The sequence below is a fragment of the Streptococcus respiraculi genome (assembly GCF_003595525.1).
GTDB classification, from domain to species: domain Bacteria; phylum Bacillota; class Bacilli; order Lactobacillales; family Streptococcaceae; genus Streptococcus; species Streptococcus respiraculi.
On sequence record NZ_CP022680.1, the window covers coordinates 30,927 to 44,602 of the forward strand.

The window sequence follows — 13,676 nt, forward strand, 5'->3', positions numbered from 1 at the left end:
AAAATACAAATCAGCTAATTTAGCTGGAAAAAATAAGAAGAAAAGAGGAATCTGTGGATGTCTAATTGGGACACAAAATTTTTGAAAAAAGGTTTTACCTTTGATGATGTATTGCTTATTCCAGCGGAAAGTCATGTTTTGCCAAATGATGCCAATCTCCAAACAAAACTGGCTAAGAATTTAACCCTCAATATCCCAATCATTACGGCGGCCATGGATACCGTAACAGAAAGCAAAATGGCGATTGCGATTGCGCGTGCAGGTGGTCTTGGTGTCATTCACAAGAACATGTCAATTGAACAGCAGGCAGATGAAGTGCGCAAAGTAAAACGCTCTGAAAATGGCGTTATCATCGATCCATTCTTTCTCACCCCCAACCATACGATTAAAGAGGCAGATGAGCTCATGGGTCGCTACCGCATAAGTGGTGTGCCAATCGTTGAGACCATGGAAAATCGTAAATTGGTCGGGATTATCACCAACCGTGACATGCGTTTTATCTCAGATTATGACCAGCCAATTTCAACCAATATGACCAGCGAAAATCTGGTGACAGCTCCAGTTGGGACTGATTTAGAAACAGCTGAAAGCATTCTCCAAGAACATCGCATTGAAAAACTTCCATTGGTCGATGAAAATGGTCGCTTGTCTGGTTTGATTACGATTAAAGACATTGAAAAAGTCATCGAATTTCCAAATGCTGCTAAGGACGAATTTGGTCGCCTCCTTGTAGCGGGCGCAGTTGGCGTGACTTCTGATACCTTTGAACGAGCAGAAGCTCTCTTTGAAGCAGGAGCAGATGCGATTGTTATCGATACAGCTCATGGGCATTCGGCAGGCGTTTTGCGCAAGATTGCAGAAATCCGTGCGCATTTCCCAGACAGGACTCTGATTGCAGGAAATATCGCGACAGCAGAAGGTGCGCGTGCACTCTATGACGCTGGAGTCGATGTAGTTAAGGTTGGTATTGGACCAGGTTCAATTTGTACAACCCGTGTCATTGCTGGTGTCGGGGTACCGCAAGTCACAGCCATTTACGATGCAGCACAGGTTGCGCGTGAATACGGTAAAACAATTATTGCGGACGGTGGAATCAAGTATTCTGGTGACATTGTCAAGGCTCTTGCAGCAGGTGGACATGCGGTCATGCTAGGTTCTATGTTTGCAGGAACAGATGAAGCACCGGGAGAAACTGAAATCTTCCAAGGACGTAAATTCAAGACTTATCGTGGAATGGGATCGATTGCAGCCATGAAAAAAGGCTCAAGCGATCGTTACTTCCAAGGTTCTGTCAATGAAGCCAACAAGTTGGTTCCAGAGGGAATCGAAGGTCGTGTGGCCTACAAGGGAGCAGCAGCTGACATCGTCTTCCAAATGCTTGGCGGAATCCGCTCGGGTATGGGCTATGTTGGTGCAGCCAATATCCAAGAGTTGCATGACAATGCGCAATTCATCGAAATGAGTGGTGCAGGATTGAAAGAAAGTCATCCGCATGATGTCCAAATTACCAATGAAGCACCAAACTATTCTGTTCAATAGTCTCTAGGCAGAACTCTGATTATTCAGGGTTCTGTCTTTTCTTTACAAAGAATCATCATTGTGTTAGAATATAGAACTATGTTGAAAAGAAAAAAGTTTACATATTTGTAAAATATATTTACAAATATGTAAACTATCTGTAAAGGAGAAGAAATGCAGGGTATTTTATATGCACTTATCCCAATGGTAGCTTGGGGCAGTATCGGTTTTGTCAGCAATAAGATTGGTGGCAAGCCTAACCAACAAACCTTTGGAATGACACTGGGGGCGCTCTTGTTTGCACTGATTGCTTGGCTGATAGTCAGACCAGAAATGTCAGTTTCTCTATGGTTTTTTGGCACTATTGGTGGTATGCTCTGGTCCATGGGTCAATATGGTCAATTTCGTTCCATGCAGTATATGGGAGTGTCAGTTGCAAATCCTCTATCTAGCGGTGCTCAATTGGTCTTTGGGAGCCTGATTGGTGCAATCATCTTTGGTGAATGGAGTAAGCCAATTCAATTCATACTTGGAATTCTTGCCCTCTTGCTCCTTGTCATTGGATTTTACTTCACTAGTAAGCAGGATGCTGAGAAAGCTTATACCAATACCAACCATGAGTTTGGAAAAGGGTTCCGTGCGTTGACTTATTCAACTGTTGGCTATCTCTCTTATGCCATTTTATTCAATAATATCATGCATTTTGATGCTTTAGCAGTTATTCTTCCGATGGCTGTCGGCATGGTCCTAGGGGCGATGATTTTTATGAAATTCAAGATTCAGCTTAAGGCAGTTGTGATTAAAAATGCACTAGTTGGACTCATGTGGGGCATTGGAAATATCTTTATGCTTCTTGCTGCTGCTAAGGCAGGTCTTGCCATTGCTTTTAGTTTCTCGCAACTGGGGGTGGTTATCTCAATTATCGGTGGTATTCTCTTTTTAGGTGAAACCAAAACGCGCAAGGAAATAGGTTGGTTGACGATTGGAATTACTTGTTTTGTGATTGGTGCGATCTTATTAGGTGTCGTAAAATCCTATTAGTAAATGTACTAACTCTATTACCTGTCCCTAGACAAAAATTGCGAGACAATACTTGACATATGTGTAAAGATAAAAAGCTGGCTATGCCGGCTTTTCTTGTTCCTCAATTTGTCCTTGTTTGACGGTGAAAATTTTGACTTCTTTAGGTAGTGTTGATAGGTGATCGAGACTGGTTGTCGTAATAAAAGTCTGGATATTGTAGGAAATGGTCTCTAGCAATTTTACTTGCCGGTTATTGTCAAGTTCACTCATAACATCATCAAGCAGTAGGATAGGATATTCTCTCGTGACTTCTTTCATCAATTCAATCTCGGCCAATTTTAGTGATAATACAAGACTACGATGCTGTCCTTGACTTCCGTAGTGGGCATTGATACCGTTTAGGAAAAAGGCAATATCATCACGATGGGGTCCAACACCGGTATTTTTTTTGAATAAATCCCGTTTACGACACTGTAATAATTCTGCTAAAAATACGTCAAATAAGTTGTCAATATCTGTAAACTTGATAGAAGATTGATATTGGATTGTCAACTCTTCACGCTGTTCTGAGATTTCTACAACTTTTTTATTTCCAAAAAATTCTAGTTTTTTTAGAAAGTCCATTCGCTGTAAAATAACCTTGCTGCCGTATTCCGCTAACTGCTGGTCTAAGACAGAGAGAAAGGTTTCGTCGATTCTATCTGAGGATTTGAGATAGGTATTGCGCTGCTTGAGAATATGGTTATAGTTGGATAAATCAGACAAGTAAATTGGCTTGATTTGTCCCAATTCGACATCGATAAATTTTCTTCTAAGCGCAGGGGCACCTTTAATCAGCTGTAAATCTTCTGGGGCAAAAAGAACGACATTCATGTGGCCGATATAGTCCGATAATTTGGATTGTTTGAGATGATTGACCTTAGTTATCCGTCCTTTCTCTGTCAACTCTATGTCAAGCGGGAGTTTCCCAACTTGACGATGGAGTAAACCACTGAGTGAAAGATTTTTTTGTTGAAACTGCATCAAGTCCTTGTCAATCCGTGTCCGATGGCTCCGTGTAAGGGCCAAGAAGTAGATACTCTCCAAGATATTAGTCTTACCTTGAGCATTTTGTCCCAAAAAGACATTTAATCCATTATGAAAGCGGATATCTAGCTCTTGGTAATTGCGAAAATGCTGTAAATGTAATGATTCGAGCCACATGCTTAGGTACCTGGAAAGCGGACAGGTGCTTTTTTCTGTCTATTCTTGTTGGGTTTAGGAGAAGAAGTGGCTTGTGGTTTGCTCTTTTTGTTTTGTGCATTGAGCTGTTTGACAAGTTGAGCGACCCGTTCTTTTTCAGCCTTGTCTTTCTCATATTCTCTTTGCTCAGCTTCTGTCGGCGCCACTATTGTAATGGTCACATCATGACTTGGAATGCTGATGATATCTCCAATACGGATTTTTTTGCGTCTGCGTTCTTCTTTTTCACCATTAAAAAAGACGGGGAATTCCTGTAAAAATCCCTTAATAGCTCCACCGCTTTGGATGACATCAGCCTCTTTTAATAATGCTTGTAAAATAGTGTATTCTTCGTATAATTTGTAGTCCATAAATTACCTCGTTTCAGTTAATTATATCATAAAATGGTATAATTGAAGCTAGAATGTTTTAGAGAGGTTATCCATGAAATTACAAGAAGGTGTCCAGCTTCATTTTATCCCTGCAGACAAGTTTACAACCAATCAAATTTTGGTCCGTTTTGCTGCGCCAATGGATGCAAAAACCGTTGCTGGAAGGGTGTTGGTTTCTAATATCCTAGATATGGCGAATCAAGTCTATCCAACTTCTCATTTGTTTCACAAGCGCTTGGCTGACCTTTATGGGGCACAATTTTCAACCAGTGTGTCAAGGAGTGGGAAAGTCCACTATATTGACATCAAAATCTCCTATGTTAAGTCAAGTTATCTGCCAGATAAGACTGATTTAACCCTGTCCTTACTTGAACTTCTCTATGCTAGCCTCTTTCAGCCTTTGGTGAAAAAAGATGCGATTGATCCTGAATTTTTTGAGATTGAAAAGACCAATTTATTGAATTATCTAGATGCAGAGGTTGAGGATCATTTTTACCATGCGGATGTAGCGTTGGCAGAACTGTTTTTTGAAGATGAGCAGCTGAAAATTCCTCGTATTGGAAAACGCGATTTGGTAGAAAAAGAGACTGCTCAGACAGTTTATAAGGCTTTACAGGATATGCTTCAGTTGGATCGCATCGATTTTTTTGTGTCAGGAGATGTTAATCAGGAAATGGTCCTTAAACGCTTGAAAGACTTTCGTTTTTCTTATCGAAATCCTAAGTTAGAATGGACCTACGAGCAACCTTTTTCAAATGTATTCAGAGAAAAAATGGAGCGAAAAGAAGCAGGTCAATCGATTTTAGAACTGGGTTATCATTTACAAGTTGTTTATAATGATATCAATAGGATTCCCCTGATTGTCTTTAATGGTTTGTTTGGGGCGTTTGCTCACTCTAAATTATTTACAAATGTTAGGGAAAAAGAGGGGCTTGCCTATACAATTGGCAGTCAATTAAATATCTTTTCAGGTTTTTTGAAGGTCTATGCAGGTATTGATAAGGATAATCGGAAAAAGGCCATGCGCTTGATCAGTAAGCAATTGCTAGATATCAAGAGGGGATACTTCACAGATGAAGAATTGGAGTTGACAAAGATGATGCTGATTCATTCTGCTACTCTGTCTCAGGATAAGCAGGGCCAGATGATTGAACAAGCCTATAATAAGGTTATTTTTGGTGAGGACCAACTTGATTTGCCAGATTGGATAGATGCTGTCAATCAAGTATCAAGAGAAGATGTCGTTCGCGCAGCAAAATTGGTCCGACTACAGGCAGTTTATTTTATGGAAGGAGTTATACAGTAAAGATGAAGTTGACAGAAAAGACCTATCCTTACTTAAAGAATCCCATCTATAAGTGCAAGTTAGAAAATGGACTAAGAGTCGTCTTGGTTCCTAAAAAAGATTTTCATGAAACCTATGCCATTATGACGGTTGATTTTGGTTCGATTGACAATAAATTTACAACTGTTGACAAGATTGAAAAGGCTTATCCAGAAGGAATAGCGCATTTTTTAGAACATAAGTTATTTGAAATGCCAAATAGTGGGGATATCTTACAGGAGTTTGCAAGATATGGTGCGAATGCTAATGCGTACACCAGTTTTCATCAGACCAGTTACCTTTTTTCAACGACGGGTGCTTTACGCCAGCCACTTGACTTACTACAGCAAATGGTGCGCGAAACACATTTTACCGATGAGAGTGTGGAGCGGGAAAAAGAAATCATCAGTCAAGAAATTGAAATGTATGCAGATGATCCTGATCATCGTCTTTATCTAGGGATTTTGAAAAGCCTTTACCCTAATACGGCTTTGGCTGAGGATATTGCGGGTACGACAACCTCTATTCACGAGATTTCAGCTGAGATATTGCGAGAGAATTTTCAACAATTTTATCAGCCGAAAGCCATGACCTTGGTGGTCATGGGGGATATAGATGTTTATCAGGTTTTTGACTGGATTTATGAAACTCAGGCGCAATATCATGTAACAAAAGAGAAGCCGATTTCTGAGCCAATCAAGAAAGAAGCAATCATCGAGCATGGTAAGGAAAGTTGGGAGGTAGCCTTACCGAAACTTGCTATCGGTCTGCGGGGGAATAATACCATTTCTAAAGGAAAAGAGCAGTACTATCGGATCTGCTTGTCTTTTTTACTCGCCATGCTTATCGGACGGACCTCAAAGCGTTATCAGATCCTTTATGAAGCTAATAAAATTGACCATTCCCTGAGTTTTCATATCGAGGTCCAGCAAGGCTATCATTTTGTAGTGGTGACGGGAGATACGGCAGAGCCAATAACGGTTTCCAGTCAGTTACGCAAGGCTTTTTTGAATTTTGAGCAGGATGAGGATGTGACACAGGAACATTTCCAAATTCTTAAGAATGAAATGTACGGTGAATTTATCCGTGGTCTTAATTCTTCAGAGTTTACTGTTGGCTACTTTGTCAGTCATTTTTCAGAAACAGAATCGATTTTTGATATTCCTGAACTTTTAATCAGCTTGACACTGGAGGATGTGTTGGCAGTTGGACGGCAATTTATGACCCAGTGTGATATGGCAGATTTTATGATTTTTCCAAAATAAAAGTGAATTAACATCGAAATTTCCCTAAATTTTTGGTACAATATGGTATTGAAAACTAATTGATAGAGAGAGGAACTTATGAGACAAAAAAGTATAGGAGAGGTGTTGCGGGCAGCTAGGGAAAGTCGCGGTTGGAATTTTGCTGATTTACAGAGAATGACAAAGATTCAGGCAAAGTATTTACAGGCTTTAGAGTACAATGATTTTGACTATATTCCAGATAAAACCTATACCCGTTCATTTTTACAGCGTTATGCTGAGGTGCTGGAGTTGGATGCAGCTGTATTGCTCGATGCCTATGACCGCAATAGTTTAGTCATGTATTATGAGGCGGGAGAAGAGGTAGAAATTGAGTCTGAGTTGCGAAGAAGTTATAAGGTTAAAAAGAAAAAGACATCTTATTTGCCTTTGATTTATTTATTACTAGCTTCAACCTTTATTTTATGTTTTGTAACCTATATCGTTTATAGTCGTGTACAAAATCAAGCAAGGAATAAGGAAACCAGTGCGTCCTATAGTGTCGTATCTCAATCATCTACGACTACAGCTAGCGAGGCTACGAGTGAAGCCTCCACTAGTTCATCATCTTCTAGCAGTCAGACTTCTGGTGTGAGTTTAGTAATATCTGGTGGAGGAAATGATTTGGCCGTAACCGTAAAAGGTGCGAAGGAACCTGTAACAGTCGCCCTTTCTGTATCAAGTGTTACAAGCTGGGTAAGTTTAACAGGTACAGAAATTGCAGGTGGCTTTACACTATCTCCAGAAAATCCTACTGTGTCAGCGAATCTGCCGGCAGGAACGACTACGGCAACCCTGGTATTAGGTGTGGTACGCGGTGTTGATATTACCATTTCAGGGCAAAAGTTGGACACATCTGCTTTAACAAACCAGTCAGGAAATGTCATTCTGACAATCGAACAATGAGGAGTAACATGAAAAAAGAACATATTCCTAATGCCTTAACGCTTGGTCGCATTTTGGTGATTCCTGTCTTCATACTTGTTTTGAGTGTGTGGGGTAGCCTAACGAGTCATATATTAGCAGCGGTGTTATTTGCGCTTGCTAGTCTGACTGATTATCTTGACGGCTATTTAGCACGTAAATGGCAGGTAGTCACGAATTTCGGTAAATTTGCTGATCCAATGGCAGATAAGATTTTGGTGATGACAGCCTTTATCATGCTGGTTGAGCTTGGATTTGCTCCTGCTTGGATTGTAGCGATTATTATTTGTAGGGAGTTGGCTGTCACTGGTTTGCGTTTGCTCTTGATTGAAAATGGTGGAACGGTGCTTGCTGCGGCAATGCCTGGTAAAATTAAAACATTTTCTCAGATGTTTGCCATTATCTTTCTATTGCTCCACTGGCAGTTGTTAGGAATAATCACCCTTTACATCGCCCTATTTTTCACCCTTTATTCAGGTTATGATTATTTTAAGGGTGCTTCTTATTTATTTAAGGATACCTTTAAGTAATGACAAATATTATTGAAGTAAAACACGTTAGCTATAAATATGACCAAGAAGATGAGCATTATACCTTGAATGATGTGTCGTTTCACGTGAAACAAGGAGAATGGCTTTCCATTATTGGTCACAATGGTTCAGGAAAATCAACTACGGTTCGTCTAATTGATGGGCTTCTAGAGGCAGAATCTGGAGAGATTATCATCTCAGGTGATGTCTTGACACCAAAAAACGTCTGGGAAAAACGCCGTCAGATTGGCATGGTTTTTCAAAATCCCGACAATCAGTTTGTCGGAGCAACGGTGGAAGATGATGTTGCCTTTGGCTTAGAAAATCAAGGTGTTCCCCTAGAAGAAATGAAGCAGCGTGTACAGGAAGCTTTAGAATTGGTCGGTATGACAGATTTTAAAAAGCGTGAACCTGCTAGACTGTCTGGTGGTCAGAAGCAGCGGGTAGCGATTGCAGGAGTTGTTGCTTTGCGGCCAAATATTATTATCCTTGACGAGGCAACCAGCATGCTAGATCCTGAAGGACGCTTGGATTTGATTCGGATTGTCAAGGACATCAAGGAAAAGCATCAGATTACGGTAATTTCGATTACGCATGATTTGGACGAAGTGGCCTTGAGTGATCGGGTAATGGTTATGAAAAAAGGTCAGATTGAATCGATTAGTGGTCCAGCAGACTTGTTTATGCGTGAGGATTTAAAGGATTTGGGCTTAGACCAGCCCTTTACAGCAACCTTGGTTCAGCAATTGCGTGAAAAGGGGCTAGATGTGCCGTTACGCTATTTTACAGAAGAGGAATTAGAAGAAACATTATGGGCATTACTCTCCAACAAGTAGATTATACATACCAAGCCAACACACCTTTTGAAGGGCGTGCGCTTTTTGGTGTCGATTTGGAGATTGTAGACGGCTCTTTCACGGCGCTTATTGGCCATACTGGATCAGGAAAATCAACGATTTTACAGTTGCTAAATGGTCTGAATATCCCAACGTCAGGGACTGTTTTGATTGATGAGTTTTGTATTACACCAACCTCTGTCAATAAGGATATCAAGCAGGTGCGTAAAAAAGTTGGACTTGTTTTCCAGTTCCCGGAAAGTCAGGTTTTTGAAGAAACTGTCTTGAAAGATGTCGCTTTTGGACCACAGAATTTTGGAGTATCACAAGAAGAAGCAGAAGCAATTGCGCGTGAAAAACTAGCCTTGGTAGGCATCTCAGAAGATCTGTTTGACCGCAGTCCTTTTGAGTTATCTGGTGGTCAAATGCGACGGGTTGCCATTGCAGGGATTCTTGCTATGGAACCCAAAGTCTTGGTGCTTGATGAACCGACCGCAGGTCTTGACCCTGTAGGGCGTAGGGAATTGATGACCATTTTTAAGGAGCTCCACCAAGCGGGTATGACAGTTGTTCTCGTGACTCATCTAATGGACGATGTAGCTAACTTTGCAGATCATGTCTTTATTATGTCCAATGGAAAATTGGTCAAATCAGGCAGTCCTAGAGATGTTTTTCAAGCAGTTGATTTTATGGAAAGTATCCAGCTGGGAGTGCCTAAGATGACAAAATTTGCAGCGAATTTAGAACGAAGAGGATTTGTCTTTGAGCGTTTACCGATTACCATTGACGAATTTGTTGAGGTAATAGTGCATGGATAAGTTGATTTTAGGCCGTTATATTCCAGGGGACTCGGTGATTCATCGTTTAGATCCACGTAGCAAATTGCTGGCCATGATGAGCTTTTTGTTGATTATTTTCTGGGCCAATAATTTGGTGACCAATCTCTTATTGTTTGCCTTTGTTCTTCTTGTCATTTTTTTATCCAAAATCAAATTAAGCTTTTTCATCAATGGTGTGAAACCGATGATTGGGATTATCTTGTTTACAACTTTTTTCCAAATCTTTTTTACGGGTGGTCATGAGGTGTTGTGGCAATTTTGGATTTTGAAAGTGACAGAAGAAGGGATTCAGCAGGCAGGTATTATCTTTGTTCGTTTTGTCTTGATTATTTTCCTGTCAACCCTCTTGACCCTAACCACCATGCCACTCAGTCTAGCAGATGGTATTGAGGCAGGCCTTGCCCCTCTTACCTATTTGAAGGTACCAGTTCATGAAATTGGTCTGATGTTGTCGATGAGCTTGCGTTTTGTACCGACCTTAATGGATGATACGACACGAATCATGAATGCCCAGCGGGCGCGTGGAGTTGATTTTGGAGAAGGAAGCCTCATTCAAAAGGTAAAATCAGTCATTCCAATTTTAATCCCGCTCTTTGCTTCTAGTTTTAAACGGGCAGACGCTTTGGCGACAGCCATGGAAGCACGGGGGTATCAAGGTGGAGACGGGCGAACCAAATACCGTATGCTAGAATGGAAGTTAGCAGATAGTCTAGTTTTAGTTGTCATGTTGATTTTAGGAACCCTTCTTTATTTTATGAAAAATTAGTGAAAGCATGAGGAAAAGCGCCAAATGGCCCTTTTATCACTGAATCTAAACTTTTTTGTAACATTTGTAATATTTTTACAAAATAAGAGTAATATTTTGGTTGTATCATAGAAGATGACTGAAAGAAAGGACTATGTATATCATATGAGACGTATACGTAACAAACGACGTACAAGTAATAAATTAAGATTAGCGATTGCAGGGCTTATTGCAATGAGTTCCATCTTGATTGCTGGTGTCGTAAGTGCTGATACCTACAAGGTGAAATCTGGAGATACTTTATCCCAAATTGCTCTTACTTATAAAACAACTGTTGAAGAATTGGTTGCTCTAAATCAGATTAATAATCCGAATTTGATTTATGTGAATCAAGTATTAGAATTATATAAGTTATCAGATACAGTAGCAAATGTGCCTTTACAAGTAGTTTCTGATCCAGTCGTTCAAGAAACACCAGTGCAGGAAACTCCTGTTCAAACAGAGCCAGTTCAGGAAGTACCAAGTCAAGTAGCTCCAGCTCAGTCGGCACCAATTCAAGAAACGCCAGCTTCAGCTGCACCAGCCCAAACAACACAGCCAGTTCCTACAGCAAGTCCAGTCCCTGCTACTTCTACGGTAACAGATGCTGAGGCAGAAGCCAAAGAGTGGATTGCACAAAAAGAATCAGGCGGTAGTTATACAGCTCGAAACGGTAGATACTATGGTCGCTATCAGTTAACAGATAGCTACTTAAACGGAGATTATTCTCCTGAAAATCAAGAACGCGTAGCAGATGCGTATGTAGCAAGTCGCTATGGATCATGGGTTGCAGCTAAAAACTTTTGGTTGGCACATGGTTGGTATTAAGCATAAAGAAAACAAAAAGACCGAACTCGGTCTTTTTTATCTATCCCTTATACAATGTGTATTCTTTGAGACTTAGTAATGTGAACTCGTCAAATTCTAAACAAACGATATGGGGCATGAGTGGCTTGATTCTTAAAAAATCGTTCAGTCCAAAGTGCTCACTATAGTAATGGAGAATAGTTGACAATGCTGTCCCATGACTTCCGATGACAAGCGTTTTTTCTGAATAATCCTGTAAACATTTCTGTAAAGCAGCGATGTTTCGATTTTGGACTTCTTGGAGGCTCTCTCCATTTTCTAGTTTGAAAGAAAAATCCTCCCATTGTTTTGCTGTAAAGCTATCAAAATCTTCAATCCAGCTGTCGTCAATCTTACGTTCGCGAAAATCCGCAACCGTCTGAATCGTAAGATTTTGAGATTGAGCAAAGGGTTTTACCGTATCTATAGCCCGTTTTAATGGACTGGATAAAACGATGTCAACCTCTTTATCTGATAGGAAGTCTGTCACTAGCTGACAATCTTGTAAACCTTTTGGTGATAATTCTCTTGTTAAATCATTGTGATTGTTGTAGTTTGGTTCGCAATGGCGAACAAAATAAACTGTTGTCATTGTCCAAATATCTCCTTGCTTAGTTTTAGACCAGTTGGAGTGATGGCAAGCCCCCCCTCTGCTGTTTCTCGAAAGGCGGTAGGCAGGCTAGAGCCGACTTGGTACATGGCAAGAATGACTTCGTCTGCAGGAATTTTTGACTCAATCCCTGCTAGCGCCATATCGGCTGCAACGAGGGCGTAGCTAGCTCCCATGGCATTTCGCTTGACACACGGGACTTCTACAAGACCAGCAACAGGATCGCAAATCAGACCGAGCATATTTTTGATGACAAAGCAAATCGCTTGACTAGCTTGAAAGGCGTTTCCTCCTGCAGCTAAGGTGACAGCAGCAGCTGACATAGCAGCGGCAGAGCCAACTTCGGCTTGACAACCTCCTTCTGCTCCCGAAATAGAAGCGTTGTTTGCAATTACCAGACCAAAAGCTCCTGCTGTAAAGAGGAAGTCGAGCTGTTCTTTTTCATTTAGTCCAAGTTTGTCAATAGCTACTCCTAGAACAGCAGGCAGGCAGCCAGCAGAGCCAGCAGTTGGGGTAGCGCAGACCAATCCCATCTTAGCATTTAATTCATTTACCGCAATAGCATTGCGAGCGGCAGAGAGGATTGTTTTGTCTGACAAGGTTTTGCCAGACTGGATATAGCGTTCAAGTTTAGCAGCATCGCCTCCTGTTAACCCAGATACAGATTTGCTCTCTGTTAGACCATCAATAATGGATGATTTCATTACTGTCAAGTTTCTTGACATCAGTGTCAATATTTCTTCTCGAGAGCGCCCAGTCAGCTCGATTTCTGTTTCAATCATGAGTTCAGCGACATTGCCTGAAAAATCTTGATTTGCCTGTGATACCAGTTCTTTAATTGTATAAAACATATTTTCTCTTTCTAGTTAAAGAAGTTGACATTGTGTAAATGTGGAATTTCTTCAATTTCAGCAATGGAGTCACCACATTGTCTGGAATCGACTTCAATAATCATAATCGCTTTTTCTCCAGCACTTTCACGGGTCACGTTCATTTGGGCGATATTGATGTCATACTTTGATAGAATATCCGTCACTTTTGCAATCATTCCAGGAACATCTTGGTGGACGATGATGATAGTTGGGGTGTTCATATTCAGGTTGACTGCAAAGCCGTTTAGCTCGGTCACTTGGATATTTCCTCCCCCAATGGATACACCTGTTGCAGAGATGGACTTGTACTCATTTTTAATGATGATACGGGTTGTGTTGGGGTGGGGAGTATTACTTTCTCTATTGATTTTCCAGTAGACCTTGATGCCTCTTTCTCGGGCAATATCAAGGGAGTCTGGAATACGAGGGTCATCCGTGTCCATTCCTAGGATACCGGCTACTAGGGCAACATCAGTTCCGTGGCCCCGATAGGTTTTGGCAAATGAATTGTAGAGTTGAAATTCGACTTCTGTCGGAGTCTCACCAAAAATGGATGAGACGATTTTTCCGATGCGAACAGCTCCTGCTGTATGGCTAGATGATGGGCCAATCATGACAGGTCCAATGATATCAAAGACGGATTGAAATTTTAAATTAGTCATAGGGTTTCCTCA

The 13,676-nt window shown here is 40.9% G+C and carries 15 protein-coding genes; 10 read left to right on the forward strand and 5 right to left on the reverse strand.

Features of this window, described 5'->3' with window-relative positions:
• Nucleotides 1-57 precede the first annotated feature (57 nt).
• Together guaB and CHF41_RS00160 are read left to right on the forward strand one after the other, a co-directional pair.
• Nucleotides 58-1,539 (forward strand): IMP dehydrogenase, encoded by a 1,482-nt coding sequence (gene guaB, locus CHF41_RS00155; RefSeq protein ID WP_119875452.1) that lies wholly within the window; start codon nt 58-60, stop codon nt 1,537-1,539.
• Nucleotides 1,540-1,692: 153 nt separating this feature from the next.
• Nucleotides 1,693-2,559 (forward strand): GRP family sugar transporter, encoded by an 867-nt coding sequence (locus CHF41_RS00160; RefSeq protein ID WP_119875454.1) that lies wholly within the window; start codon nt 1,693-1,695, stop codon nt 2,557-2,559.
• Between the two features lie 81 nt (nt 2,560-2,640).
• Here CHF41_RS00160 and recF read toward each other — a convergent pair whose 3' ends face one another.
• Both recF and CHF41_RS00170 read right to left on the reverse strand, forming a co-directional pair.
• Complete coding sequence (gene recF / locus CHF41_RS00165; RefSeq protein ID WP_119875455.1) at nt 2,641-3,744, reverse strand: DNA replication/repair protein RecF; 1,104 nt, start codon at nt 3,742-3,744, stop codon at nt 2,641-2,643.
• Between the two features lie 2 nt (nt 3,745-3,746).
• The gene (locus CHF41_RS00170; protein WP_119875456.1) at nt 3,747-4,133 is read right to left on the reverse strand and encodes an RNA-binding S4 domain-containing protein; all 387 of its coding nucleotides are present in this window, start codon (nt 4,131-4,133) and stop codon (nt 3,747-3,749) included.
• 73 nt (nt 4,134-4,206) lie between these two features.
• Between CHF41_RS00170 and yfmF the strand changes: the two genes are divergently transcribed.
• The 8 genes from yfmF to apf all read left to right on the forward strand — a co-directional run bounded on the left by yfmF (nt 4,207) and on the right by apf (nt 11,502).
• Nucleotides 4,207-5,460 (forward strand): EF-P 5-aminopentanol modification-associated protein YfmF, encoded by a 1,254-nt coding sequence (gene yfmF / locus CHF41_RS00175; protein WP_119875459.1) that lies wholly within the window; start codon nt 4,207-4,209, stop codon nt 5,458-5,460.
• Between the two features lie 2 nt (nt 5,461-5,462).
• Entirely contained in the window at nt 5,463-6,743 is a 1,281-nt protein-coding gene (gene yfmH, locus CHF41_RS00180; RefSeq protein ID WP_119875460.1) for an EF-P 5-aminopentanol modification-associated protein YfmH, read from the forward strand.
• A 78-nt stretch (nt 6,744-6,821) separates the two neighbouring features.
• Complete coding sequence (gene rodZ / locus CHF41_RS00185; protein WP_119875462.1) at nt 6,822-7,667, forward strand: cytoskeleton protein RodZ; 846 nt, start codon at nt 6,822-6,824, stop codon at nt 7,665-7,667.
• An 8-nt stretch (nt 7,668-7,675) separates the two neighbouring features.
• Entirely contained in the window at nt 7,676-8,215 is a 540-nt protein-coding gene (gene pgsA / locus CHF41_RS00190) for a CDP-diacylglycerol--glycerol-3-phosphate 3-phosphatidyltransferase (protein ID WP_119875463.1), read from the forward strand.
• A complete protein-coding gene (locus CHF41_RS00195) occupies nt 8,215-9,051 on the forward strand; it encodes an energy-coupling factor ABC transporter ATP-binding protein (protein WP_119875464.1) in 837 nt (278 codons plus the stop codon). The genes pgsA and CHF41_RS00195 overlap by 1 nt, the downstream gene beginning before the upstream one ends.
• Complete coding sequence (locus CHF41_RS00200; RefSeq protein ID WP_119875466.1) at nt 9,027-9,869, forward strand: energy-coupling factor ABC transporter ATP-binding protein; 843 nt, start codon at nt 9,027-9,029, stop codon at nt 9,867-9,869. The genes CHF41_RS00195 and CHF41_RS00200 overlap by 25 nt, the downstream gene beginning before the upstream one ends.
• Nucleotides 9,862-10,656: an energy-coupling factor transporter transmembrane component T family protein gene (locus CHF41_RS00205; protein ID WP_119875468.1), complete on the forward strand. Its 795-nt coding sequence runs from the start codon at nt 9,862-9,864 to the stop codon at nt 10,654-10,656. Before CHF41_RS00200 ends, CHF41_RS00205 begins: the two co-directional genes overlap by 8 nt.
• 144 nt (nt 10,657-10,800) lie before the next feature.
• On the forward strand, nt 10,801-11,502 hold the full coding sequence (gene apf / locus CHF41_RS00210) for an aggregation-promoting factor (protein ID WP_119877104.1): 702 nt from the start codon (nt 10,801-10,803) through the stop codon (nt 11,500-11,502).
• A gap of 40 nt (nt 11,503-11,542) precedes the next feature.
• Here the strand turns inward: apf and CHF41_RS00215 are convergent, their stop codons facing one another.
• The 3 genes from CHF41_RS00215 to sdaAB are packed head-to-tail and all read right to left on the reverse strand — an operon-like array spanning nt 11,543 to nt 13,664.
• Nucleotides 11,543-12,112, reverse strand: coding sequence for a histidine phosphatase family protein (locus CHF41_RS00215; RefSeq protein WP_119875470.1), 570 nt, complete (start codon nt 12,110-12,112; stop codon nt 11,543-11,545).
• Entirely contained in the window at nt 12,109-12,981 is an 873-nt protein-coding gene (sdaAA, locus tag CHF41_RS00220) for an L-serine ammonia-lyase, iron-sulfur-dependent, subunit alpha (RefSeq protein WP_119875471.1), read from the reverse strand. Before sdaAA ends, CHF41_RS00215 begins: the two co-directional genes overlap by 4 nt.
• Before the next feature lie 11 nt (nt 12,982-12,992).
• The gene (gene sdaAB / locus CHF41_RS00225; RefSeq protein ID WP_119875472.1) at nt 12,993-13,664 is read right to left on the reverse strand and encodes an L-serine ammonia-lyase, iron-sulfur-dependent subunit beta; all 672 of its coding nucleotides are present in this window, start codon (nt 13,662-13,664) and stop codon (nt 12,993-12,995) included.
• Between the last annotated feature and the right edge of the window lie 12 nt (nt 13,665-13,676).